We start from the raw sequence: 23,575 nt of genomic DNA on the forward strand, positions 1-23,575 counted from the left end.
GCGGCAGATTGTAGGTGACGGTATTGTCGGTGCTGGTCGAGGGCTCGTTCGGATCGACGCTGGCGTTGGTTGCCACGCCGGCCGGTATTGTGGCCACGACGGAACCTGAACCCGTCATGCCGCTGACCAAAACGCTGTAGGAGCTGCCGGAGCCGGTAACGGACGCGGTGGTGGCGCCGGCGGTGCCGGAAAGATCGACGTCGCTGCCATTGAAGCCGGTCACCGGCTCGCTGAAGACCACGTCGAACCGAATTGGTGAGGAACCGGTCGGATCGCTCTGGCCGGCAGCCTGGTTGATGGTCACCGTCGGCAGCGCGAACGCCGCGGTCGGCACGAGCACGAACACGAGAATGGCGGCGAGGGCGCGCCTCAGCGTTGCGAACAAAAGCAGAAAAATCGACGACAACAGAAAGGAAAGTGCGGACAACGGCAAACGCCGCAGCCGCATGGTGACATGCGCATCCAGAGCTACGGTCACCCCGTCCCCCAAAATCCCCCGACCGGCGGGCCTGCTCTCTACGGGCGCTGAATTCCGGACGAGTCGCCTTTGCTTATGATCATCTAGATTGGCGAGTTCATGCAAAGTCAATCTTGAAGCCACGGGTCAGGTAAGCTTGAGACTATTCCCGCCGCGGTGTGGCAGCCACGCAACGTCAGGCGCCTGGACCCCTTGGCCCTGTGAAAACCGGGTATGGTTCCGCATTAGGAGTCGTCGGGCTTCGCCGGCGTGATTATATGGAGGCCAAACGAGCTGTCCCCCATGCGCTTTCCGCCTGCTTTCCTCGACGAGATCCGCGACCGCGTGCCGATTTCTTCGGTGATCGGCCAGCGCGTCGCGTGGGACAGGAAGAAGACTAACGCGCCGCGCGGCGACTATTGGGCGTGCTGTCCCTTCCATGGCGAGAAGAGCCCGTCCTTCCACTGCGAGGACAAGAAGGGCCGCTACCATTGCTTCGGCTGCTCGGTTTCGGGCGACCATTTCAAGTTCCTGACCGAACTTGACGGGATGAGCTTTCCTGAAGCGGTCGAGAAGATCGCCGACATGGCCGGCGTGCCGATGCCGGTTCGCGATGCCCAGGAGGAGCGGCGCGAAAAGGAACGCGCCAGCCTGACTGACGTCATGGAGATGGCGACGGCGTTCTTCCAGGAACGGCTGCAGGGACCGGAAGGGGCAAAGGCCCGCGCCTATCTGCGCGACCGGGGGCTGACACCGGCGACGCAGCAGTCTTTCCGCCTCGGCTATGCACCCGACAGCCGCAATGCGCTGAAGGAGCATCTTGCCGCCAAGGGTGTCCCCAAGGCCGACATCGAGGCGTGCGGGCTGGTGCGCCATGGCGACGACGTCCCGGTTTCCTACGATTGGTTCCGCGACCGCATCATGTTCCCGATCCCGGATTCCAGGGGCAAGATCATCGCCTTCGGCGGGCGGGCACTGGCGCCGGATGCGCTGGCCAAATACATGAACTCGCCCGATACGGAGCTCTTCCACAAAGGCAACGTGCTCTATAATTTCGCCCGTGCGCGGCAAGCGCTCGGAAAGGGGGCGCTGGCCAAGGGCGGCACGGTCATTGCCGTAGAGGGCTACATCGATGTGATCGCGCTGGCGCAGGCCGGCTTCGAAAACGTGGTGGCGCCGCTCGGCACCGCGTTGACTGAAAACCAGCTCGAACTTCTATGGCGCATGGCTGGCGAGCCGGTGCTGTGCTTCGACGGCGACCAGGCCGGGTTGAAGGCAGCGTGGCGCGCCGCCGACATGGCGCTGCCGGCGGTCCAGGCAGGCCGCTCCGTGCGCTTCGCCCTGCTGCCGGAGGGCAAGGATCCCGACGATCTGGTCAAGGGTGACGGGCCGGATGCGTTCCGCGCCGTGCTTTCCGAGGCACGGCCGCTGGCCGACCTCTTGTGGATGCGCGAGACCGCCGGCGGCATCTTCGACACGCCGGAACGGCGGGCGGAGCTCGAAAAGACGCTACGCGAACTGACCAGCCGCATCCGCGACGAGAGCCTTCGCTATCACTACCAACAGGAAATGCGCGAGCGCGTGCAGAGCTTCTTCGGTGCCCAGCGCGGACGCCAGGGACGTCAGGACGGACGGCCCGGTGAGCGCTTCCCGGGCAGGGTCTCAGCACCCGGCGGACAGTTTGCACGTGGCGGCGGTGCCGGTGGGCGCACCGCGATCACCGAAAGCCTCGGCCGCTCGGCGCTGGTCAAACGCGACGGCGAGGGCATGTCGGTGCGCGAGGCGACGATCATTGCGGCCCTCGTCAACCATCCCGTGCTGATCGACGAGAATTTCGCCCATGTCGAGTTCCTCGATCTCGCCAATTCCGATCTGAAGCGGCTGCATGCGGCCATCCTCGACGCCATGGCGCACGATATGGCCAACAACCGCGAGGCTGTAATCGCGACGATCGAGCGGGCCGGCTGCGGTGAGGTCTGGCAGCGCGCGGTGGCGCTGATCAAACGTGCGCGGCAATGGCCGGCGCTGGAAACGGCAGCACTCGACGATGCTCGCGATGCGTTCAGCCAAGCTCTCCACTTGCAGCGCAGCGCGCGCACCTTACATAAGGAGCTGAAGCAGGCGGAAGCAGCGCTCGCCAGCGATCCCACGGACGAAAATTACCGGCACCTGGTCGAAATCCAGGCGCAATTTCGTGATGTGCAGGCAACGGAAGCGCTGATCGAAGGGTTTGGCGTATCGTCGGGCAGAGCTGGGCGCGTTTAGATCGAAGCCTCCAGAAGACTCAAATGTAAGGACGTGCTTGCGCGTTGAATCAAGCGTGCGGTGCTCTAAGTCGGGTAATTGATTCGCTTTTTTCATGCGAATCATGCGAGAGGCGCTTGACCTTCCGGCAGAATGGCGGAATCAGGTCGATTCGAAACGTTAACCCGCCCCAGCATCGACGGGAATGCAGCGATGTAAGGTACTGATCACTGGACAGGCAGTCAGCTTGCCACAGATATCAGGGTTAATCTGGACTTAACGAGAGATGCAGTTACTGGCCCGGTAAAGCGCGTTCTGGAAAGAGCGCATCCAATTTGACCGGACCGGCAGCTTACGCGGCTTTGATACTCAGCCGCTTGGAGAAAATAAAGACTATGGCGACAAAAGAAAAGGAAGAAGTCGAGACCGAACGCGAGGCCGCGACCGATGGCCCTCTGCTCGACCTTTCCGACGATGCTGTCAAGAAGATGATCAAGGCCGCCAAGAAGCGCGGTTATGTCACCATGGACGAGCTGAATTCGGTGCTGCCCTCGGAGGAAGTGACCTCCGAGCAGATCGAGGACACGATGGCCATGCTTTCCGACATGGGCATCAACGTGGTCGAGGACGACGAGCAGGGCGAGGAGCCCGAAGCCGCCGACACCGCCGCTGACGCCGAGGAAGACGCCAACGAGCTGGCCGAGCAGACCGGCACCGCCGTCGCCGCCACCACGACCAAGAAAGAGCCGACCGACCGCACCGACGATCCGGTCCGCATGTATCTGCGCGAGATGGGCTCAGTCGAGCTTCTGTCGCGCGAGGGCGAAATCGCGATCGCCAAACGCATCGAGGCCGGCCGCGAGACGATGATCGCAGGCCTGTGCGAAAGCCCACTGACTTTCCAGGCCATCATCATCTGGCGTGACGAGCTCAACGAATCGAAGATTCTGCTGCGCGAGATCATCGATCTTGAAGCGACCTATGCCGGGCCGGAGGCCAAGCAGGCGCCGGTTGTCGAGCGTATCGAGGAAGCCAAGACCGAGGAAAAGTCGCGCCGTTCGCGCGAGGACGAGGACGACATTACCAATGTCGGCGGCGACACGCGTGGCCTGGTGGACGACGACGAGGAAGACGATGACGAGGCGAGCCTGTCGCTGGCGGCGATGGAAGCGGAACTGCGCCCGCAGGTGATGGAGACGCTCGACGTCATTGCCGACACCTACAAGAAACTGCGCAAGCTGCAGGACCAGCAGGTCGAGAACCGGCTGGCTGCCGCGGGCACGCTGTCGCCCAGCCAGGACCGCCGGCTGAAGGAATTGAAGGACCAGCTGATCAAGGCGGTGAAGTCGCTGTCCTTGAACACGGCGCGCATCGAGGCGCTGGTCGAGCAGCTCTACGACATCAACAAGCGCCTGGTGCAGAACGAAGGCAAGCTGCTCAGGCTGGCCGAAAGCTATGGCGTGCGCCGCGAGGAATTCCTCAAGGAATATCAGGGCTCGGAGCTCGATCCCAACTGGACGCGCTCGATCGGCAATCTGACCTCGCGCGGCTGGAAGGAATTCACCAAGAACGAGAAGGACGCCATCCGCGACCTGCGCGCCGAGATCCAGAACCTCGCCACCGAGACGGCGATTTCGATCCAGGAATTTCGCAAGATCGTCAACCAGGTGCAGAAGGGCGAGCGCGAAGCCGCGATCGCCAAGAAGGAAATGGTCGAGGCCAATCTGCGCCTCGTCATCTCCATCGCCAAGAAATATACCAATCGCGGCCTGCAGTTCCTCGACCTGATCCAGGAAGGCAATATTGGCCTGATGAAGGCGGTCGACAAATTCGAATACCGCCGCGGCTACAAGTTCTCGACCTACGCGACGTGGTGGATCCGGCAGGCGATCACCCGTTCGATCGCCGACCAGGCGCGCACCATCCGCATTCCGGTGCACATGATCGAAACGATCAACAAGATCGTGCGCACCTCGCGCCAGATGCTGCATGAGATCGGCCGTGAGCCGACGCCGGAAGAACTGGCGGAAAAGCTCGCCATGCCGCTGGAAAAAGTGCGCAAGGTGCTGAAGATCGCCAAGGAGCCGATCTCGCTCGAAACGCCGGTCGGCGACGAGGAGGATTCGCATCTGGGCGACTTCATCGAGGACAAGATGGCGATTCTGCCGATCGACGCGGCGATCCAGGCCAATTTGCGCGAGACGACGACGCGCGTGCTGGCCTCGCTGACGCCGCGCGAAGAGCGCGTGCTCAGAATGCGCTTCGGCATCGGCATGAACACCGACCACACGCTTGAAGAGGTCGGCCAGCAGTTCTCGGTCACCCGCGAGCGCATCCGCCAGATCGAAGCCAAGGCGCTGCGCAAGCTCAAGCACCCGAGCCGGTCGCGCAAGCTCAGAAGCTTCCTCGACAGCTGAGGCCGGGTGACGGATAAGCAGTTTAAAGGGCGCCGGTGGCGCCCTTTTCCGTTTGGACACAGGCGATCACGATTGGACGCGCCGCTCTTGCGGGTCGCGCCCTACGAGAGGATAATTCCGCGACGGACGCATTCTCTGGGCGACAAACCCGGATGCCCGCCCCGGCGGTTAGACGCCGTGCTCCGTGGCACCGGAGGGAGGTGTGCCATGACAACTTACATCGTGCTGATCAACTGGACGGAGCAAGGCGCCAAAAATGTGCGCGAATCGCCGAAGCGGCTCGATGCCGCCAAGAAGCTGCTGGGAGACATGGGCGGGTCCTTCAAGGCATTTTATCTCACCATGGGGGATTGTGACATGGTGGCCGTGCTCGAAGCGCCCGACGATGCTGTCCTGGCTCGTTTCTCGCTGATGCTGGCGACGGGCGGAAACGTCAGGACGCGGACACTCAAGGCTTTCCCCGAGGATGCCTATCGCGAGATCATCACCTCGCTCGGCTGAGCCGCGGCGCCTGAAGCGCGTCGCGCTGAACGGCCCTTGCGACGCGCTTTAGGCTCTTCTTTTTATGCATGTCGTTATCGTAAAACCGCTGCGTACCCTTTGGGCGACCTGGATCAGCGAAGCCGGCCATTCCGCCGGTATCGTATCACGTTGCGGCGCAACGGCATTTCTCGGATAATCCGTGCGTGTCCTCTGGTGCCGTTTCGAAACATGGCCAAGCCTCTGCTGACTGTCTGGTACAATACGCGCTGTCCGGTCTGCGATGCCGGCATCAGCCGGCAGAAGCGGCGGCTGATCGAGGCGGTCAAGGCCGGGCGGATCGAATTTCGCGACATCAATGCCGAACCGGCGGCGCTGGCCGGGTACGGCATCGGCCTGGAGGACATCCGGCGCAGGCTGCATGCGATCGACGCCGACGGCAAATTGCTGGTCGGCGCCGATGTTGCCATTGCTGTATGGCGCACGACGCCCGGCGAAGCCTGGCTCGCAACGCTGTTCGGCAATCCCGGCGCACTGCCGTTGACGCGCTATGGCTATGATCGCTTTGCCGATCTGCTCTATGCCTGGAACCGGCGCAAAGGCCGCTGGTAACGGGTATTATTCGCTCCGCACCGAAAGGTCCGGAGATTGTTTCCAGGTCTTTCGCGTGCCCTGCTATCGAGCCACGGGCTCGCAAAGCCAGCCAACGATGCGGCGCACCACCGGCAGCACCAGCAGCAGCGTCGGAAAGGCAACCAGCCAGGACAGGCCCCAAGCCGTCAGCCAAGTGGCCAGCATGTCGGGCTGGAAGCCAAGGCTTTTCAGTGTCGAGATGAACGACACGATGAACGTCATCAGCAACGACAGCACCAGCGGGCCGAGCACGGCGGCATTGCGCGCAGGCAGCTTGCTGCGCCGGGTTTTCATGGTCATTTGGATTTCCCTGAAGCATCCGGTTCGTCGCCTTGCATCCATTCGCCCGTATTGTCGGCGTAACTGCCCGGAACGACCGGGGTGGATGCGTTGCTTCACGTCAGACGCTTACGGAGCGGCCTTCGGCCCTCATGCACCGTCTAGCTGCCCTCGCTGGCGAAATCAATCCTGCTGGTGCCATTTTCAGATACATCGTAAGATATATCTTGACTCGGCCGTGGCGGGCACTTAGTTGAGATATATCGTAAGACATAACTCAAGGAGCAGACAATGCACAAAGACAATCATTTCAGCCATCATCGTTTCGGCGAACGCGCCGAGCGCGTCTTCATGCATATGGCCGGCAAGTTCGGCGGACGTGGCGGCGGCTTTGGCCCGTTCGGGCATGGCATGAGAGGCGGCGGACGCGGCGGGCCGGGCGACATGTTCCGCGCCGGCCGCATGCTGGCCGACGGCGATCTCAAGCTCATCACGCTGTCACTGCTGGCCGAGGCGCCGCGGCACGGCTACGACATCATCAAGGCGCTGGAGGAGCGCACCAGCGGCGTCTACAGCCCGAGCCCCGGCGTGGTCTATCCGACGCTGACCTTCCTGGAGGAGGCCGGCTACGCCGTTTCTGCGGCGGAAGGCAACAAGAAGGTGTTTTCAATCACCGAGGCTGGGCAGGCGCACCTCAACGAAAATCGCGAGATGATCGACCACGTGCTCGAACATCTCGAGCGCTTCGGCCGCAAGATGGCCAAGGCGCGCGACTGGTTCGGCTGGAACGATGACGGCGACGGTGGCCGGCGCGGCCGCGGCCGCTCGGAAAAGCGCGACGAGTTTCGCGCCGTGCGCCACCGGCTACGCGCCGCGCTCGGCGAGATCGTCGATGCGCCTGAAGCAAAGCAGGCCGAGGCAATCAGCATATTGGAAGCTGCCGCGGAAGCACTGGAAGCACTGACGCGCGACTGACCTCTAACGGCAAGCCGCAGGCGGCCCTTGCCGGTCCAGCCAAGGACCGGTACTGAAAATCATCCTGCACCGCGCTATGTGGTGCAGGATGATTGCCGTTGGAGGATACCCCATGTCTTTTCTGAAGCGTCTTTTCGGCGGAGGCAACGAAGCCGCCGAGCCAAAGACAGCGGCGCCGGCAAAGCAGATCGAGCACAAGGGATTTTTGATCAGCGCCACGCCCTACAAGGCGGAGGGCCAGTACCAGACCTGCGGCGTGGTTTCGAAAGAGATCGACGGCGTGATGAAGGAGCACAAATTCATCCGCGCCGACCGCTTTGCCGGGCTTGATGATGCCGTCGACATCTCGATCAAAAAGGGCATCCAGCTGGTCGACGAGCAGGGCGAAAAGATCTTCGGATAGATCGGCTACTACAGCCTTGGGTCGATTGGCTCGCTTTCCAACGCCAGCACGGCGAAGACACACTCGTGAACCCGGCGTAGCGGCTGCTTGGCGACAAATCGCGTTAGCGCTTCGTGGCCAAGCGCGAACTCCCGGAGCGCCAGGCTGCGCTTGCCGGCCAGGCCGCGTTCTCGGAGGCGGATGAGATTGTCGGGTGAATCATATTCGGGACCATAGATGATGCGCAAATATTCCGGGCCGCGGACCTTCAGCGCCGGCTGGATGAGCCCCTTCTCGCCACGGCTGACGAAGTCGCGTGGTTTGACCACCATGCCTTCGCCGCCTGAGCCGGTCAGTGCTTCCCACCAGGCGACGGCCTCGGCACACGCGCTGCCGTCGGCGAGGTCAACCATACGCCATCGAGTCGGCGTGACCACGCCGCCACGGGCAGCCAGACGGTCCGCGAGCGACATGTGCCAGACATGGTCCTGGTCAAACCAAACACGTCCCTCGCTGGCCAGCAGGTGGAAAGGCGCGGCCTTAAGGTCCTCGACGCCCGAAACTGGCCATACGTAGGGCGCCCAGGCGGTCGCGTATTTGGCTGCGCGGACGGCCCGGTCTTCAAGGCGTGCGTTCAGGCCGGCTGCATCGACGCCGCGCGCCATCGCACGGGCCAGCGCCTCGTTGCTGGCCTTGAAACCGGCGGCAGAGGATATCGCCACAGGCGCATACTGGCTTTCGATCAGACTGCCGGCCTTGGCCGACCAAGGCATTATCTCGGCGTCCAGCAGCAGCCAGTCGCTGTTCAATTCCTTCCACAGATCCGCCGCGTCGACCTCGGTGCGAAGACGGGCGAGCAGGTCCTCCGTCATGGCACTGTCATTGAAAAAGGAGCGTCCGGTGCGGGTCCAGATTGCGCCGGTTTCGTCGCCAGGGACCCCGAAGCGGCTGCGTGCCGCCTGCGCGTTCCGGCAGAGCGCGATCACTGCCCGCGAACCCATGTGCTTCTCCTCGCACACGATCTGCGCAACGCCGCGCTCGCGGAAGTAAGCGAAGGCATCCTCCGGACGTTCCAGCCAGCCGTCCTGGCTGCTGGTCTCGGACGGCGACATGGTCGGCGGCAGATAGATCAGCCATTGCGGCGAGAGCGCGAAGCGGCTCATCACCTCCAGTGCTGCCGACGCGTTCTCCTCGGCCACGACAATCCGGCCCCTCAGTCCGGTCTCGATCCAACGGCGACCGGAGACATCCTGATAATCGAGCACGCCGTCGGCGTCGGCCTGTGCCGATTTACCGGGACCGGACCCGCCCAGCGGACGTATCGGCTCCGACCAGGTCTCGATTGCCGGCACCTCGACCAGTTCGCGTTCCGGCCAGCGCAAGGCCGTCAGCTTGCCGCCGAATACGCATCCGGTGTCGATGCACAGGGTGTTGTTGACCCATTCGGCCGATAGCGTGGGCGTATGTCCATAGATAATGGCCGTCTTGCCACGATAGGCCGCAGCCCAGTCGGCACGGACGGGCAGCCCGAATTCGTCGGTCTCGCCTGTGGTCTCGCCGTACAGAGCGAACTCGCGCACAGCGCCGGAACCGCGTCCGATCATCCCTTCCTTGAGGCCGGCATGGGCGACGGCGAGGCCTCCGCGATCGAGCCAGACATGGCTGCGCAGGCCGTCGAGAAAGGCCGGCAGCGCCTCGCGCAGGCCTCGGTCCTGTGCATTTAGCTGATCGAGAGTCTGCTGGAGGCCGTGAGCGACAGTGACCTTGCGGCCTTCTAGCCAGCGGCTGAGTTTGCGTTCATGGTTGCCCTGGACACAGTAAGCCGTTCCAGCCGCGACCATGCTCATGGCAATGCGCAGCACGTCGGGCGAGTTGGGGCCGCGATCGACGAGGTCGCCGACAAAGACGATCTTGCGGCCCTCTGGTGGAACCACGGTGACCATTCGGTCGCCCTGATGCTCAGACCAGGCGACGCTGTAGCCCAGTCGAGCGAGCAGGATATGAAGCTCATCCGAACAGCCATGGATGTCGCCAATGATATCGAACGGGCCATGGTCGTCGCGCTTATCGGTCCACAGCGGCTGTCGCGACACCTCGGCCGCGTCGATGCTGGCCTCGCTGGTAAGCTTCCAGACTTGGCGGAAGCCCTCGCGTTGGAGGCCGCCAAGACCCTTGCGGACCTCGGTTGTCATGCGCTGGGCGACCCCGGCGCCGAACTGCCGGTCGGCTCGCACCGCATTGCGTGCGACGCACACCTCGACGCCTGGATCGAGGACCACGGCGACGGGCAAAGCGTGCCACTTGCGCGCCAGCTCAATCCAGGGCTTGCGGTCGGCGGCTCGCACATTGGTGGCATCGATGACGGCCAGCCTGCGGTGTTTGAGCCGCTTGCCGGCTATTTCGCGAACCAGATCGAAGGCATCCGCAGAGACGTCCTGGTCGGTTTCGTCGTCGGAGATCAGCGCCCGGCACTGGTCCGAGGAGATAATCTCGGTCGTCAGGAAATGCTTGGTGGCGAAAGTCGACTTGCCCGATCCGGTCGAGCCGATCAGCACGACGAGGGCGAAGTCAGGAATGGTGAGGTTGGTCTTATCAGGTTCTCTCATCGGGTGAACACCGCCATCTGTGTGGGGGCGCCGAGGGTCGGGCCCTCGGCTCCGATACCGCTGAAGGTGGCTGCATAGCCATAGATCTCGCCGATTTTGGCCGCCCAGGCTTGGAACTGAGCCCGGCTCCATTCGAAACGGTGATCGGGATGGCGAAATGCGCCAGGGACCAGTCTTGGAAACAGAGCGTTGTAGTCCGCATTCGGAGTGGTCACGATGACGGATTTGGGCGCCGTCTCACCGAAAACGATGCGTTCGACCAGGGGCAGCCTGTCCTCGTCGAGATGCTCGATGACCTCGACCAGAACGGCGACGTCGGCTGCGGCCCAACGGCTGTCGCGGTAGGTCAGCGATCCATGCAGCAGCGTGACCCGGCCCTCGGGCGGCCCGCCTAATTCGTTCAGCTTGAGACGCTTTGCGGCCCATTCCAGTTCGCGCGCCGCCGGATCCAGACCGAACAGCATGTGGATCCATCGCTCGCGCACCAGCCTGTCGAGCAGCTTGCCTTCACCGCATCCCAGGTCCGCAACCGTGGTTCCTCCCGTCGCTCGAATGGCGTGGACAACTGCGTCCATGCGCAGATCGTTGAGCCGGATAGGCGTCTCCAGCGCTTCCTCGGGCGTGACGCGCAACTCGGCAGGTTGTGCCTCGCCAGCCGTCTCGGGAGCCAGCCGCTCCAGGGCGATGCGGGCCAAAGCCCGGCGATTGCCAAGGTAGCGGCGCACGATCAGGTCTTTGGCCGGATGGTTTTCCAGCCAGCCCTCTCCCTTGGACAGCAGCTTGTCGATCTCTGCTTCGCCGACCCAGTAATGCTTGGCATCGTCCATCACCGGGATCAGCACATAGAGGTGATTCAACAAGGCGCTGAGCCGGCCTGTGCCGGTCAGCTTCAGATGGCCGTATCGGGGCTCGCCTGCAGCACCCCCGATTCCTTCGATTGGCGTCAGATCGACTGTCCAGCCCAAGGGTTCGAACAAACTTCGAACCAGAACCTCACCGCCGCGCGTTGGCAGTGGCGTAACCACGGCTTCCAGCGGCAGTTCGCTGTCGGCCAGTTCCTGGCGCTCCTTCGATATACCGGTCATCGCCGTCCGCAGCATTTTGTTCAGCGCCACCGACAGGAAGGATGATGCTGCGTAAGGCCGGTCGTTCACATATTGGTCGAGCAGGCCTTCTGCCTGGCCCTTGCCCCGCACCAGTCCCACAGGATCGACATCGAGCAGGAGTGCAGCCTCGCACCGCTCTTCGGTTGCCTCGGGATAGAACAGCCACGCCTTGCCGAAAGACAGGTCGGTCTCGTGCAGGCGATCCGGATGCTTGTGCAGCAAGAAACCGAGATCGGTGGCCGGACGGTGCGTTGTGGCAACGGAAAGGAACATCCGCGACCGATAGCGCAGACAAGCGGAATAACCAATGGCGGTTGTGTGGCCCACCACAATAGGTTGTCGCCAACGACAACAAGGGCAGGCGCCGGGCGCCTGCCCTTTCAGACGATGCTGACGCTTTACGCCGCGGTGGCGACGCGCTCGGCATTGCCGGTCGCGGCTACAATGGCGTCGACCTTGGTCGAGGCCTTGGCCAGCGCTGCTGCCACCGCATCGGCGCCCATGCCGACTCCTTCGATGCGGATGACCTCGAGATCGGTCATGCCGAGGAAGCCAAGCACGCTGCGCAGGTAGGGAATGGCGTGATCGAACTGCACGGCCGCACCTTCGGAATAGATGCCGCCCGAAGCCAGCACGATGTAGACCTTCTTGCCGGTGACGAGGCCCTTGGGGCCGTTCTCGCCATAGGCAAAGCTCTTGCCGGAACGGGCAATGTGATCGACCCAGGACTTCAGCGTCGAGGAGATGTTGAAGTTGATGAAGCCGGTGGCGAGAATCACCGAATCGGCGGCGAACAGTTCATCCAGCACGACATCGGAGACGCCAACGACTTCAGCCTGGCGCGAGGTGCGCGCTTCGGCCGGCGTGTAGATGCCGGTCGCATAATCGGCATCGATGTGCGGCAACGGATTGGCGACGAGGTCGCGCACGACAAGCGTGTTCGACGGATCGGCGGCAACAAGCTTTTCGGCGAATTCAGTAGCAATACGGGTCGAGTGTGAGGCAGCGCCGCGCGGGCTCGATGTGACAAGAAGGATGGACATAATGGGGTCTCCAGGGTTGGATCAAAATCTCCCGGCAGATATGTGTGCGCAGACCCATTTGAAAAACTGGTATATTTTGTATATTATCCATCTAAAATGTGGATTGAACGATGCAACCGAACCCGACGCTTGACCAACTGCAGATCCTGGTTGCGGTGGCCGAGACCGGCAGCTTCTCGGCCGCCGGGCGCAAATTGAATCGCGCGCAATCGGTGATCAGCTACGCCATCGCCAACCTCGAAGCGCAGCTCGGGCTGAAGCTGTTCGAGCGCGAGGGCACGCGTGAACCGCAACTGACCGATGTCGGCAAGGCGACGCTGGAAGATGCGCGGCGCATGGTCGGCGTGCTGCAACGCATCCGCTCGCGTGTCGACGGATACCGGCAGGGATTGGAGGCGGAAGTGACGCTGTCGGTCGACGTGACGCTACCGTCGCCGGTGCTGGTTCGGGTGCTAAAGGCATTCGAGGCGCAGTTCCCGGCCGTGACGCTGCGTCTGCATATCGGCTCGCTTGGCCTTATCCTCGATCATGTTGTCGGCGGACAGGCCGATCTCGGCATCGGGGGGCTTCTGGGTGAGACGGACGTGAATCTGCTTCGCATCGGCTTCTTCTCCCTGGTGCCAGCCGCAGCGCCTGATCACCCTCTGGCGCTGCTGCCGAGACCAGTGGCGCTAGAGGATGTCCGCGAACACATCCAACTGGTCGTCTCGGACCAGTCCGAGCGTACGCGCGGGCGTGACTATGGCGTCTTCGCCTACCGCACCTGGCGGCTGACGGATGTGCGCACCAAGCACGTGCTGATGCGCGAGGGGCTGGGCTGGGGCGGGCTGCCGCGATGGCTCATCGCCGATGATCTGGCGACCGGCCGGCTCGTCGAACTCGATCTCGAGCCTTACAGCGAAGTCCGCTCGCCGCTCTATGCCATGCACCGCGCCGATCGCAGCCCGAAACCGGCGGCCGCCTGGCTGATCGACCAGTTCAAGCGCCAGCTAGGCTGTTTCAACGAGTTCGAACCGGGTGAGATACCTGAGGAGGAGCCGGAGACAGGCCGTCGATCAGCGCCATGAGAACGGCGCGATAGTCCTCGATCGATGCTCCAGTTTCGATGGCGAGCGCTGCGCGGTCGAAGGCGGCTGCGAGCAACGCGGTCAGTGCTTCCACAGGCAGTCTCGTCATGGAGTGCGAGCGCATCGCAGCAACAAGGCCTTCGCGCAGCGAACGGTTGCCATGGCGATTGTCGATCGCATCCATGGCGGCGCGGCCGAGTACGGCCGGGCCGTCAAGCAGCAAGAGCCGCGTGCGGCCGGGCGCACGCATGGCAGCCAGATAGGCATCCGAGCCGGCAATCAGCGCATCGCGGGCAAATAGCGAAGGCGGCGACGCGCGTTCGATCTCTTCCGAGACGGCTTGCGCCTCCTGTTCGACCACAGCGGCAAACAACGCCTGCTTGTCGGCAAAGTGATGATAGAGCGCGCCGCGCGTGACGCCGGCAGCGGCGACGATCTCAGGTGTGCCGGTCTCGGCATAGGACTTTTCGGTGAACAGTTTGCGAGCCGCGGCGATGAGCTCAGCGCGTGTCGCCTCGGTGCGATCACGGTTGGAGCGACGAGCGGATCCTTGTTGCATACATGCAGCCTGTATGTTATTGCCATTTACATGCAGACTGTATGTTATTTGCCGGGAGAAGGAAAGATGAGGACGACGAGCTATTATCCGGTGCTGATGACGAGCGACGTTGCCGGCACGGCAGCCTTTTATGTTGCGCATTTCGGCTTCAAGCCGCTGTTTGAGGCCTACTGGTACGTGCATCTGCGCTCAGCCGAAGATCGCCGCGTCAACCTCGGCATCGTCCAGGGCGATCATGAGACGATCCCGGAGGAAGGGCGGGGCCGCACATCTGGCCTGCTGATCAATTTCGAGGTCAGGGATCCGGATGCCATCTATGAGCGGATCACCGCCGCTGGCCTGCCGATCCTGCGAACGCTGCGCGACGAACCCTTCGGCCAGCGCCATTTCATCACCAGGGATCCCAACGGCGTGCTGATCGACGTGATCAGGCCGATCCCGCCGAGCCCAGAATTTATGGCGCAATATGCGCAGGGTGCTGCGGCGCGCTAACTCGCCCGCGCCAACGGCATCACGGTGACCTGAGTAATGCCGGAGCGGCGCACCACCGTGCACAGTGTCTCGCGGCCGATTCGCTCGGCGTCGAGCATGCGCACCAGATCGTCGACGCCGGTGACCGGGCGGCCGTCGATGGCGGCAATAATGTCGCCTTCCCTGAGGCCGGCTTTGGCCGCCGGGCTGTTCTTTTCGACGGTGCGCAGGCGCACCGCCGTGCTGCTCGATACTTGCGACAAAAGGGCTGCGCGGCGCGGCAGGTTGGTGGTGTCGGCGGAAACGCCGATGAAGGCACGGCGCACACGGCCGAAGCGGATGATTTCCGAGATGACGAAATTGGCGGTGTTGGAGGCAACCGCGAAGGCGATGCCTTGCGCACCGTGGATCATCGCGGTGTTAACGCCGATCACCTCGCCAGCCGAGGACACCAGCGGTCCGCCAGAATTGCCGGGGTTGAGCGCGGCGTCGGTCTGGATGACGTCGTCGATCAGCCGGCCGGTGGAGGCACGCATCGAGCGGCCGAGTGCCGAGACGACGCCAGTGGTGACGGTCCATTCGAAGCCGAGCGGATTGCCGATGGCAATAGCAATCTGGCCGCGCCTCAAACGCTTGGAATCGCCAAGCGGCGCAACATCGGCAAAGTTGCCGTCGGCGCGCACCAGCGCAATGTCGGTGTCGGGATCGCGGCCGAGCACGCGGCCTTCCCTGGAGGCGCCGTCCGGCATTGACACGCGTACGCTGCGCGCATCGCCGACGACGTGGAAGTTGGTGACGACCAGCCCGTCCTGCGCGATGACGAAGCCGGAGCCATGGCCACCCGGGCCACCGATGCGCTCGATGCGGCAGACGGCGGGCCCGATGCGGTCGACGGCATCGGCGACCGTCGCCGAATAGGCATCGAGAAGGGCATCGTCATATTGCAATTGCTGGGCGGGCAGGGCCATCCGAGGGCTCCGTTTGGAACAAGATGAACAATGCCTATATGTGCGGAGCGGCCGGACCGGCCGCGACCTGACCAGATGGCCAGTCAAATGCCCAACTAGCCGTCAGGCGAGTATCCGCCAACGCCCTGCCGGGCGATATCTGGGTCACGAAGAACCCAGGAGACAAATCATGAGCGATTTCAATCTGAGCACGTTTTCCGACGCCATTGCCGACATCGCGGCAGCCGCGGCACCAGCGACGGCCAGCTTCGCGACGCACCACCGGACGTCAACTGCTTTCCACTGGCGGGACGGCTATTTCGTCACTGCCGAGGAGGCGGTCGAGGCCGGCGAGGAGATCGAGCTGACGTTTTCTTCGGGCGAAGCCGTCAAGGCGGAACTGGTCGGCCGCGACCCGTCCACCGGCACGGCCGTTTTGAAACCGGCCGGCGCGCCGGCCGCCCCGTCACTGGTAAAGGCGGATGCGGTGCGGCCGGGCAACCTGGTGGTCGTGGCGGGCAATAGCGACGGCACCTCGCTCGCTACCTTCGGCACGGTCGGCGAGGTCGGCCCGGCCTGGCGTTCAATGCGCGGTGGCACGATCGACCGGCGCATCAACCTTGCCGTCAATGCCGGCGGCCGTTTCGAGGGTGGCCCTGTGCTCGACGCCAAGGGCGGACTGATCGGCATGCTGCTGTTCGGGCCACGCCGGCGGGCGCTGGTCATGCCTTACGAAACGATCGAGCGGGCAGTCACGACGCTGCGCGAGAAGGGTCATGTGGCGCGCGGCTATCTTGGCGCCGGCCTGCATCCGGTCCGCAATGGTGATACACAGGGCGCCATGGTGATGAGTCTCGACGATAACGGGCCGGCGAAATCAGCCGGTCTCAGTCTCGGCGACATCATCGTGTCGTGGAACGCAGAGACGGTGCATGGCCCGCGCGAGCTGATCCGCAAGCTCGGGCCGGACAGCGCCGGTGCCTTGGTGACACTCGGCGTGGTGCGCGGCGGCGAGAATCGTGAGGTTTCCCTGACCATCGGTGAAAAGCCACTGAGCTGAGGGATAGATGGTAAGCGGTGAGGTCGCTGGCAGACGGCTGACGGTGCTGATCGCGCTCGGTGACGCCGAGCGCACGCGAAGTCTGTCCGCCATTCTCGCCGCGACCGATGATCTGCGGCCGGTTCTGGCCGGCGAAGTCGACGGGCGTGAGGCGGCGGATGTCGCCATCGTCGATGATCATGGGCTACAAGGCGGGCTCGTCGACGCGGCTATGCCTCGCGTGCTGCTATCGTCGCGAGCGGCCCGTGAATGGCCGGCCGATACAGTATTTGCCGTGCTGCCGGTGCAAGCGGACGAGTTGCTGATCGCCGCCGCCGCGCGGCTCGCGGCTGCGGGCTACCGGATTTCGCGTGACAGTCATGCTCTATCCGATCTGCATCACGATTTGACCTTCCATGGCAGCGACCGGTTCGAAGAGGAACCGACTGACGAGCATATCGTCCGGCCGACGCTTTCGCCGCGGGAAGGCGAGGTGCTGGCGCTACTGGCCGAGGGCGCCCCCAACAAGGTCATCGCGCGGCGGCTGAACATCTCCGTGCATACGGCGAAGTTCCATGTCGCAGCGATCCTGACGAAGCTCGGTGCCGCCAACCGCACCGATGCGATTGCCATCGCCATGCGGCAGGGCCTGGTGCTGGTCTAGTTCAGATTGTCTCAAGGCCGACGCAGCGTAACCCACATGCGGTGTGTTGGGCCTTGCGCGGCGGTTCTCAGCCGCGCAAGGATCGTGTCTTTCATGTTGCAGGAAGGCGCAAGGATGTCGCTCAAGGGAAAGACGCTTTTCATCTCCGGCGGGTCGCGCGGCATCGGGCTGGCGATTGCGCTGCGCGCCGCGCGCGATGGCGCCAATGTGACGATCGCGGCCAAGACCGCCGAGCCGCATCCGAAGCTGCCCGGGACGATCTACACGGCGGCGCACGAGATCGAGCAGGCCGGCGGCAAGGCGCTGCCGGCGCTGTGCGACATTCGGGATGAAGAACAGGTCGCCGAGGCGGTCGCCAAGACCGTGGAGAGGTTCGGCGGCGTCGATATCTGCGTCAACAACGCCAGTGCCATCCAGCTCACCGGCACGTTGGAGACCGATATGAAGCGCTACGATCTGATGCACCAGATCAACACGCGCGGCACTTTTCTCGTCTCCAAAATGTGCATTCCGCACTTGAGGTTGGCGGAAAATCCTCACATCTTGAATCTGGCGCCGCCGCTCGACATGAAGGCCAAGTGGTTCAAGAACCATGTCGCCTACACGATGGCAAAGTTCGGCATGTCGATGTGCACGCTGGGCATGAGCGCCGAGTTCGCCAGGGACGGCATTGCGGTCAATTCGCTATGGCCGATCTCGACCATCGACACGGCGGCGGTGCGTAACCTCCTGGGCGGGGCGACGGTGGCGGCGATGAGCCGTTCGCCCGACATCATGGCCGATGCGGCATACGCCATCCTGGTCAGGCCGTCGCGTGAGGCGACCGGCAATTTCTACATTGACGAAGAAGTGCTGCGCGCTGAGGGCGTCAGCGATTTCTCGGCCTATGCGCCGGGTGCGACAGGCCCGCTCGCCGGCGACTTTTTTGTGCCGGACGAGGTGTTCGGCCGGACGGATACCAAAATCAAAGGTATCTACTGACGGAAAGTATCTAGCTGACAGGCATAACTCTTAAAGACCGGCACAGACGCGTGCTCAGTCTTCGGCTTTCTTGGCTTTGCCAAGACCCATCAGCCGGTCGATATAGGCAAGCATCAGTGCCGACAGAACGAAGGCCAGATGAATAATGGTCAGCCACATCAGCTGGTCGGTCGTGTAGGAGACCGAGTTCAGGAACACCTGCAAGAGGTGGATCGAGGAGATCGCTACGATTGTCGAGGCGACCTTGACCTTCAGCGAGCCGACATCGATCGTGCCCAGCCAATGCACCTTGCCGTCATTTTCATCGAAGCGGCTGACGAAGTTTTCGTAACCCGAGATGATCACCATCACCACCAGTGAGGCGACCAGCGCGGCATCGATGAGGCCGAGTATTTTCAGGATGGTGTCGGTGTCATCGAGCGTGAAGGCGAGGGAGACGAACTCGAACAGCTTGTTGCCGAAGGACACGGCATAAATTGCAAGTGCCGCACCCAGTCCGAGATAGAAGGCGACGAGCAGCCAGCGCGAGGCGAGAATGATCGATTCGATGGCGAGTTCGAGGCGCTTCATGCGGCGATTCGGGCTCCATTGTCGGAGTGCCGTATTTCGGGCAGGCTGCGGCGGTTTGCAAGGTTTCAAAAAAACGAAACCCCGCCGGGGAGGGGAACCGGCGGGGCTCGTGTGTCCCGCTGGAGTCGGGACAGGGCAGGGAACGCCCTTTCCAGAATCTGGGATGGGTAACCGCGCGTTTCAAGATTGATGACCGCGCGATTCAATGGTTGATCAAATCGCGCGGTTCACATTGCGGTTTATTGGGCGCTGGCCACAGGCGCTACCAGGGGTGTAATCCGGCGGATGGCGACGCGGCGGTTCTCGCGGTTGGGTCCCGACGTGTTGACCTTGAGATACTCCTCGCCATAGCCCTGCGTCGTCAGGTTCTCCGGCGGGATGCCAAAGGCGTTGGTCAAGGCTTCGGCGACCGCCTCGGCGCGGCGGTCGGACAGAGCAAGGTTCGCTTCCGGTGTGCCGACAGCGTCGGTATGGCCCTCGATCAGGAAGCTCTCGGCCGGGTTTTTCTTCAGCAGCTTGTCCATGGCGTTGGCAACACCCTCCAGCTTCTGGACCTCGGTGTCGGAAATCGAGGCCGAACCGAATTCGAAGTTGAGCGTGTCGAGGTCGATGCGGCGGGCGATGTCGCGCACGCGGGCCGAGCGCTTGACCTCGTCGATCGAATAGAGGCGCTGGACCCTCTCGACCGGCGGCCGTTCGAGGAAGGTGTAGTAGTCGTCCGGATCCTCGACCTCTTCGGAATCCAGAATGTATTCCTCTTGCGGGATGGTAAGGCGCATCGGCGGCAGGTCGTCGCCCGGGTCGCGCCAGTCTGCATCGTCGTCATAGTTCCGCTCGTCGACATAGCTCAGCACATATTCGCGGCCGTCGGGCGCGATGCGTGAACGCTGGATGACGTCGCCGTAGCGATTGCGGATGGTGACGATCCGGACACCATTGTCACGCTCGACTATTTCCCGGGTGCGATCGCCCGACAGGTCCTCGTAATAGACATTCCTGGCGCCGCGGTGCATGCGCGGTGCATCACTGCTTTCGACGAACGTCTGGTTGTTGAACTGCAGGATAACGCGGTCGCCGAATTCCCTGACGACGTTGGCACCCTGGGGGCGCGGACGACGACGAACATCCTCGATGTCCGGCGCACGCTCGACGCGCTTGCCTTTTTCCTCGGTCACCGGAACGATTTTTTCAGGCTTGATCTCCCGCTGGGCTGCCCGGTCGTCGGTGGGTGGCGGCCCCTGATCGACCGGAGCCGGCTTCGGGGCTTCCACCTGGTTCTCGCCCTGCTGGGCGGGCTGGTTGCCCTGCTGCTTACCGGCATTTTGGCCGCGCTCCTTGCCACCCTTGCGCTTGCGCAAGACATCCTTCTGGCTGTCCAGAACAGGTGCCTCGTTCGGATTGGCCTGGGCTTCACCCTGGACCGGATTTTCCCCCTGGACCGGCGCGGCCTGGCCAGTCGAAGGCTGTTCGCCGGTCGAGGGCTGTTGCTCTCCTGTCACCGGCTGTTCGCCGACAGGCCTCTTGCCACGTTTCTTGATCTTGTCCTGGGGCTGTTCGCCCTGGACGGGAGCGGCCTGCTGCTCGGTCGGAGCCGGTTGGGCCTGTGGGGTCGCTTCCTTATTGGTCGGCGCCGGCTGGCCTTCCGCCTCCGTGGCGGGTCCGGTCAATTCAGCAGGCTTCTTGCGCTTGCCCGGCTTTTGTCCGGGCTCGACAGTCGGAGCCTGTTCTGCCGGGGCAGCCTCGATCTGCTGGTTCTGTTTTTGCTTCTTCTTGCGCGGATTGACGTTGGGCTGGTTGTCGTTTGCCGGCGCTGCCTGCTCGGCCGGTTGTTCCGATGGGGCCGCTTCGATCTGCTGCTGATTGCGCCGCTTCTTGCGGGGCTGCTCGGTCTCGGCCGGAGCGATCTGCTCGGCCGGAGCGGATTCTGTTTGCTGCTGCTGATTGCGCCGCTTCTTGCGGGGTTGCTCGGTCTCGGCCGGACCGATCTGCTCGGCCGGAGCGGATTCTGTTTGCTGCTGCTGATTGCGCCGCTTCTTGCGCGGTTGCTCGGACTCGGCTGGAGCGATCTGCTCGGCCGGAGCGGATTCTGTTTGCTGCTGCTGATTGCGCCGCTTCTTGCGGGGTTGCTCGGACTCGGCTGGAGCGATCTGCTCGGCCGGAGCGGATTCTGTTTGCTGCTGCTGATTGCGCCGCTTCTTGCGGGGTTGCTCGGACTCGGCCGGAGCCGCCTGCTCGGCCGGAGCGGATTCCGTTTGCTGCTGCTGGTCGCGCTTCTTCTTTCTGGGCTGCTCTGCCTGCTGGCTCTGCGCGCAGGCCTCCGCCGACTCGCCCTCGGCGCAACTCGATTGCACTGGGATGAGCGGCGCTGCGGTGCGTTGCACGGGGCCGAGTGCGGCATTGCCTTGCAGCGGGAACGCGCCTAGCGGCGCGGACGCCATCAACAGGCCAAGCGCCGTGCCTGCCAGAATCCGTGGTTGGCGTTTCATCATAAACACTCCTTGTGGCGTCCCATCCATGCCCAAACTTTCAGCAACCATGTTTGGTTCCTGTTTGTAGGTTCTAGCTGTGGCACAGGGCGATTGACCGGCGTTTTGAAGGCGACTTCATGTCATTCGTATGGTCCTGGCGTATGTTCCGGCGTATGGTCCCGGCGTATCGTTCGGACGAGGGTGCACGGTTGCCGTGCTTGACCTTGAAGCGTCCGGGGGCCACATGCCGACGATGGAAAAGCCGTTCTGGAAGACCAAGACGCTCGAGGCGATGACCCCGGCCGAGTGGGAATCACTCTGCGACGGTTGTGGCAAGTGCTGCCTGTCCAAACTCGAAGACGAGGACACCGGAGAGATCTACTGGACCAGCGTCGGCTGCCGGCTGTTCGACGCTGGAAGCTGCCGCTGCTCCGACTATGCCAACCGGCTGGCGCGTGTTCCGGATTGCGTCGGGCTGACGCCGCAGAACGTGCGCACCATCAGCTGGCTGCCCAAGACCTGCGCTTACCGGCTGGTGGCCGAGGGCCGCGATCTCTATTGGTGGCACAGGCTGGTGTCGGGAAGCGACGAGACCGTGCACGAGGCCGGCATCTCGATGCGCGGCCGGGTCAGCGCCAGCGAGACCGACCTTGCCGAGCCGGACGACTATTTCGACCATATGCTCGCGGACGAGCCTTAGGATTTCCTGCGGTAACGAAGACCGGGAACCATGGCAAAAGGGTACGTTCCCCATCTGCCCTGCATAGAACGGTTCCAGAAACGGACAGACTAACGGCTGGCCCATTCTTGCCGCATGAACGGGGGATGAATGGCCGGTTCGCAAAAAATTCAGACAGGCGGGTGCATTCTCCTCGCATAGGTTTGACGAAAACGGGTGGAAACCCTCAAACAAGGAGAGAAGACAATGTTCAATACCATCAAGACGATTGCTCTTTCGGCACTTGTCGGCCTTGGCACGCTTGCTGCCATCCCCGCTCATGCTGACAGCATCTATCTCGGCTTCGGCAACAACCAGGATCCGCGCGTCGGCGTCTATACCGGCGACGAAGATGATGGTTACTATCGCGAACACCGCCGTCATGGCGGCTGGCGCCGGTCCTGTTCGCCGGAGCGTGCCATTGACAAGGCCGAACGCATGGGCCTGCACCGCGCCCGCATCATCGACATCAACCGCCGCACGGTCAAGGTCGCCGGCCGCCAGTATGGCGACCGCGTCGTAATCGTATTCGCCAACGAGCGCGGCTGTCCGATCATCTATCGCTAAGGTCTTCGGGCTTGCGGCCGGCTGACTTGCAGCCGGTAGAGTAGCGGAGCCCTTTCCGCCAGGACGGAAAGCGCGGCTCAAAAAACCCCGGAGGATCGATCCTCCGGGGTTTTTTCATGCTGCAAGCGATGATCATTTCAATTCGAAAGTCACCGTCACCTGTGCGGTATAGGAATTCTCGCCGGCTTGCACCGGGACCGACGCGCCGGCGGCATCGAATGCCTTGGCGTTGATCGGCATCGGCGGTGGTGCGAAATTCTGGTCGGTGATTTCCAGGACCCGGCCGATGCCGACGCCGGCCGCTTCGGCCAGCGTCTTGGCCTTGGCCATGGCATTGGCGACGGCCTTCTTGCGCGCCTCGGTGACGGCTGCCGCCGGATCGTCGTTGGAGAAGGAGATGCCGCCGCCCTGGTTGACGCCGAGCGACACCGCCTTGTCGAGAATGTCGCCGGTCTTGTCGATGTCGCGGACGCGCACCGAAAGCGTGTTGGTCACCTGATAGGCGACAAGCTCGGCCTCCTGGCTGCCGTCGGGCTTGTTGGTGTAGTTATAGCGCGGATTGATCTGGATGCCCGCTGTCTGCAGGTCGCGCTCCTTGATGCCGGACGATTTCATGGCAGCGATCACCGCGGCCATGGCGTCGTTATTGGCATCGAGCGCTGCACGTGCCGTCTTGGCTTCGCGCATGACGCTGAGCGTCAGCAGAGCCAGATCGGGTGCTATCGCCGCCTCGCCTTCACCGGTGACGACGATACGCGGCGGCGGTGGCGAATCGGCGGCGGCCGCGATCGCCGGAAATGCGATTGCGGCGGCAATCGCCAGGGGCAAAATACGTCTGGTCATGAAATCTCCTCGATCTGGGATCCCAAGACAGCCGTGTGTTGGCCGGCGTCCAATGGGCG

The 23,575-nt window shown here is 63.1% G+C and carries 23 protein-coding genes; 13 read left to right on the forward strand and 10 right to left on the reverse strand.

Annotation, left to right across the window (positions count from 1 at the left end; all coding sequences use genetic code 11):
• The coding region (locus NKJ81_RS25275) for a hypothetical protein (RefSeq protein WP_352542054.1) at positions 1–478 on the reverse strand (478 nt) is incomplete at its 3' end.
• A 282-nt stretch (positions 479–760) separates the two neighbouring features.
• Between NKJ81_RS25275 and dnaG the strand changes: the two genes are divergently transcribed.
• The 4 genes from dnaG (at position 761) to NKJ81_RS25295 (ending at position 6,210) form a co-directional block, all read left to right on the forward strand.
• The gene (dnaG, locus tag NKJ81_RS25280; protein WP_352473950.1) at positions 761–2,722 is read left to right on the forward strand and encodes a DNA primase; all 1,962 of its coding nucleotides are present in this window, start codon (positions 761–763) and stop codon (positions 2,720–2,722) included.
• 374 nt (positions 2,723–3,096) lie between these two features.
• Entirely contained in the window at positions 3,097–5,118 is a 2,022-nt protein-coding gene (rpoD, locus tag NKJ81_RS25285) for an RNA polymerase sigma factor RpoD (protein ID WP_023678297.1), read from the forward strand.
• 207 nt (positions 5,119–5,325) lie between these two features.
• Complete coding sequence (locus NKJ81_RS25290) at positions 5,326–5,619, forward strand: GYD domain-containing protein (protein WP_292658752.1); 294 nt, start codon at positions 5,326–5,328, stop codon at positions 5,617–5,619.
• Positions 5,620–5,829: 210 nt separating this feature from the next.
• Positions 5,830–6,210, forward strand: a complete 381-nt coding sequence (locus NKJ81_RS25295) for a thiol-disulfide oxidoreductase DCC family protein (RefSeq protein ID WP_352542055.1) — start codon at positions 5,830–5,832, stop codon at positions 6,208–6,210.
• 63 nt (positions 6,211–6,273) lie between these two features.
• Here NKJ81_RS25295 and NKJ81_RS25300 read toward each other — a convergent pair whose 3' ends face one another.
• The gene (locus NKJ81_RS25300) at positions 6,274–6,531 is read right to left on the reverse strand and encodes a DUF2798 domain-containing protein (RefSeq protein ID WP_352542056.1); all 258 of its coding nucleotides are present in this window, start codon (positions 6,529–6,531) and stop codon (positions 6,274–6,276) included.
• Positions 6,532–6,801: 270 nt separating this feature from the next.
• Between NKJ81_RS25300 and NKJ81_RS25305 the strand changes: the two genes are divergently transcribed.
• Together NKJ81_RS25305 and NKJ81_RS25310 are read left to right on the forward strand one after the other, a co-directional pair.
• The gene (locus NKJ81_RS25305; RefSeq protein ID WP_352491496.1) at positions 6,802–7,485 is read left to right on the forward strand and encodes a PadR family transcriptional regulator; all 684 of its coding nucleotides are present in this window, start codon (positions 6,802–6,804) and stop codon (positions 7,483–7,485) included.
• A 112-nt stretch (positions 7,486–7,597) separates the two neighbouring features.
• A complete protein-coding gene (locus NKJ81_RS25310; protein WP_023678291.1) occupies positions 7,598–7,888 on the forward strand; it encodes an HlyU family transcriptional regulator in 291 nt (96 codons plus the stop codon).
• An 8-nt stretch (positions 7,889–7,896) separates the two neighbouring features.
• On the opposite strand, the gene NKJ81_RS25315 is transcribed toward NKJ81_RS25310, so the two are convergent.
• From NKJ81_RS25315 to NKJ81_RS25325, 3 genes are all read right to left on the reverse strand, one after another.
• Entirely contained in the window at positions 7,897–10,473 is a 2,577-nt protein-coding gene (locus NKJ81_RS25315; protein ID WP_352542057.1) for a polynucleotide kinase-phosphatase, read from the reverse strand.
• Positions 10,470–11,852, reverse strand: a complete 1,383-nt coding sequence (locus NKJ81_RS25320; RefSeq protein ID WP_352542058.1) for a 3' terminal RNA ribose 2'-O-methyltransferase Hen1 — start codon at positions 11,850–11,852, stop codon at positions 10,470–10,472. The genes NKJ81_RS25315 and NKJ81_RS25320 overlap by 4 nt, the downstream gene beginning before the upstream one ends.
• A gap of 125 nt (positions 11,853–11,977) precedes the next feature.
• A complete protein-coding gene (locus NKJ81_RS25325; protein ID WP_352491493.1) occupies positions 11,978–12,622 on the reverse strand; it encodes an FMN-dependent NADH-azoreductase in 645 nt (214 codons plus the stop codon).
• Between the two features lie 110 nt (positions 12,623–12,732).
• Here NKJ81_RS25325 and NKJ81_RS25330 point away from each other — a divergent pair, with 110 nt between their 5' ends.
• A complete protein-coding gene (locus tag NKJ81_RS25330) occupies positions 12,733–13,689 on the forward strand; it encodes a LysR family transcriptional regulator (protein ID WP_352450726.1) in 957 nt (318 codons plus the stop codon).
• Here NKJ81_RS25330 and NKJ81_RS25335 read toward each other — a convergent pair.
• On the reverse strand, positions 13,622–14,248 hold the full coding sequence (locus tag NKJ81_RS25335; RefSeq protein ID WP_352542059.1) for a TetR/AcrR family transcriptional regulator: 627 nt from the start codon (positions 14,246–14,248) through the stop codon (positions 13,622–13,624). The two genes, NKJ81_RS25330 and NKJ81_RS25335, sit on opposite strands and share 68 nt — an antisense overlap.
• Positions 14,249–14,314: 66 nt before the next feature.
• On the opposite strand from NKJ81_RS25335, the gene NKJ81_RS25340 reads away from it, so the two are divergent.
• Positions 14,315–14,740 (forward strand): VOC family protein, encoded by a 426-nt coding sequence (locus tag NKJ81_RS25340; protein WP_352473963.1) that lies wholly within the window; start codon positions 14,315–14,317, stop codon positions 14,738–14,740.
• On the opposite strand, the gene NKJ81_RS25345 is transcribed toward NKJ81_RS25340, so the two are convergent.
• Positions 14,737–15,687: a S1C family serine protease gene (locus tag NKJ81_RS25345; RefSeq protein WP_023678284.1), complete on the reverse strand. Its 951-nt coding sequence runs from the start codon at positions 15,685–15,687 to the stop codon at positions 14,737–14,739. The genes NKJ81_RS25340 and NKJ81_RS25345 overlap by 4 nt on opposite strands.
• A 169-nt stretch (positions 15,688–15,856) precedes the next feature.
• Here NKJ81_RS25345 and NKJ81_RS25350 point away from each other — a divergent pair, with 169 nt between their 5' ends.
• The 3 genes from NKJ81_RS25350 (at position 15,857) to NKJ81_RS25360 (ending at position 18,350) form a co-directional block, all read left to right on the forward strand.
• Positions 15,857–16,726 carry a S1C family serine protease gene (locus NKJ81_RS25350; protein ID WP_352491489.1) on the forward strand — a complete coding sequence of 290 codons (870 nt, stop codon included), beginning with the start codon at positions 15,857–15,859 and terminating at the stop codon, positions 16,724–16,726.
• 7 nt (positions 16,727–16,733) lie between these two features.
• Positions 16,734–17,369, forward strand: a complete 636-nt coding sequence (locus NKJ81_RS25355; RefSeq protein WP_352542060.1) for a helix-turn-helix transcriptional regulator — start codon at positions 16,734–16,736, stop codon at positions 17,367–17,369.
• A gap of 114 nt (positions 17,370–17,483) precedes the next feature.
• Positions 17,484–18,350, forward strand: a complete 867-nt coding sequence (locus NKJ81_RS25360; protein WP_352473967.1) for an SDR family oxidoreductase — start codon at positions 17,484–17,486, stop codon at positions 18,348–18,350.
• Between the two features lie 54 nt (positions 18,351–18,404).
• On the opposite strand, the gene NKJ81_RS25365 is transcribed toward NKJ81_RS25360, so the two are convergent.
• Positions 18,405–18,920 (reverse strand): TIGR00645 family protein, encoded by a 516-nt coding sequence (locus NKJ81_RS25365; protein WP_352542061.1) that lies wholly within the window; start codon positions 18,918–18,920, stop codon positions 18,405–18,407.
• 239 nt (positions 18,921–19,159) lie between these two features.
• The gene (locus tag NKJ81_RS25370) at positions 19,160–21,406 is read right to left on the reverse strand and encodes an OmpA family protein (RefSeq protein WP_502904327.1); all 2,247 of its coding nucleotides are present in this window, start codon (positions 21,404–21,406) and stop codon (positions 19,160–19,162) included.
• 235 nt (positions 21,407–21,641) lie between these two features.
• Between NKJ81_RS25370 and NKJ81_RS25375 the strand changes: the two genes are divergently transcribed.
• Both NKJ81_RS25375 and NKJ81_RS25380 read left to right on the forward strand, forming a co-directional pair.
• The gene (locus tag NKJ81_RS25375) at positions 21,642–22,088 is read left to right on the forward strand and encodes a YcgN family cysteine cluster protein (protein ID WP_023678278.1); all 447 of its coding nucleotides are present in this window, start codon (positions 21,642–21,644) and stop codon (positions 22,086–22,088) included.
• A 225-nt stretch (positions 22,089–22,313) separates the two neighbouring features.
• On the forward strand, positions 22,314–22,673 hold the full coding sequence (locus NKJ81_RS25380; RefSeq protein WP_352472399.1) for a hypothetical protein: 360 nt from the start codon (positions 22,314–22,316) through the stop codon (positions 22,671–22,673).
• A 132-nt stretch (positions 22,674–22,805) separates the two neighbouring features.
• Here the strand turns inward: NKJ81_RS25380 and NKJ81_RS25385 are convergent, their stop codons facing one another.
• Positions 22,806–23,516 (reverse strand): SIMPL domain-containing protein, encoded by a 711-nt coding sequence (locus NKJ81_RS25385; RefSeq protein WP_352472400.1) that lies wholly within the window; start codon positions 23,514–23,516, stop codon positions 22,806–22,808.
• Positions 23,517–23,575 lie beyond the last annotated feature (59 nt).

Origin of the sequence: Mesorhizobium sp. M0018, assembly GCF_040323955.1 — a bacterium.
Lineage (GTDB): Bacteria > Pseudomonadota > Alphaproteobacteria > Rhizobiales > Rhizobiaceae > Mesorhizobium.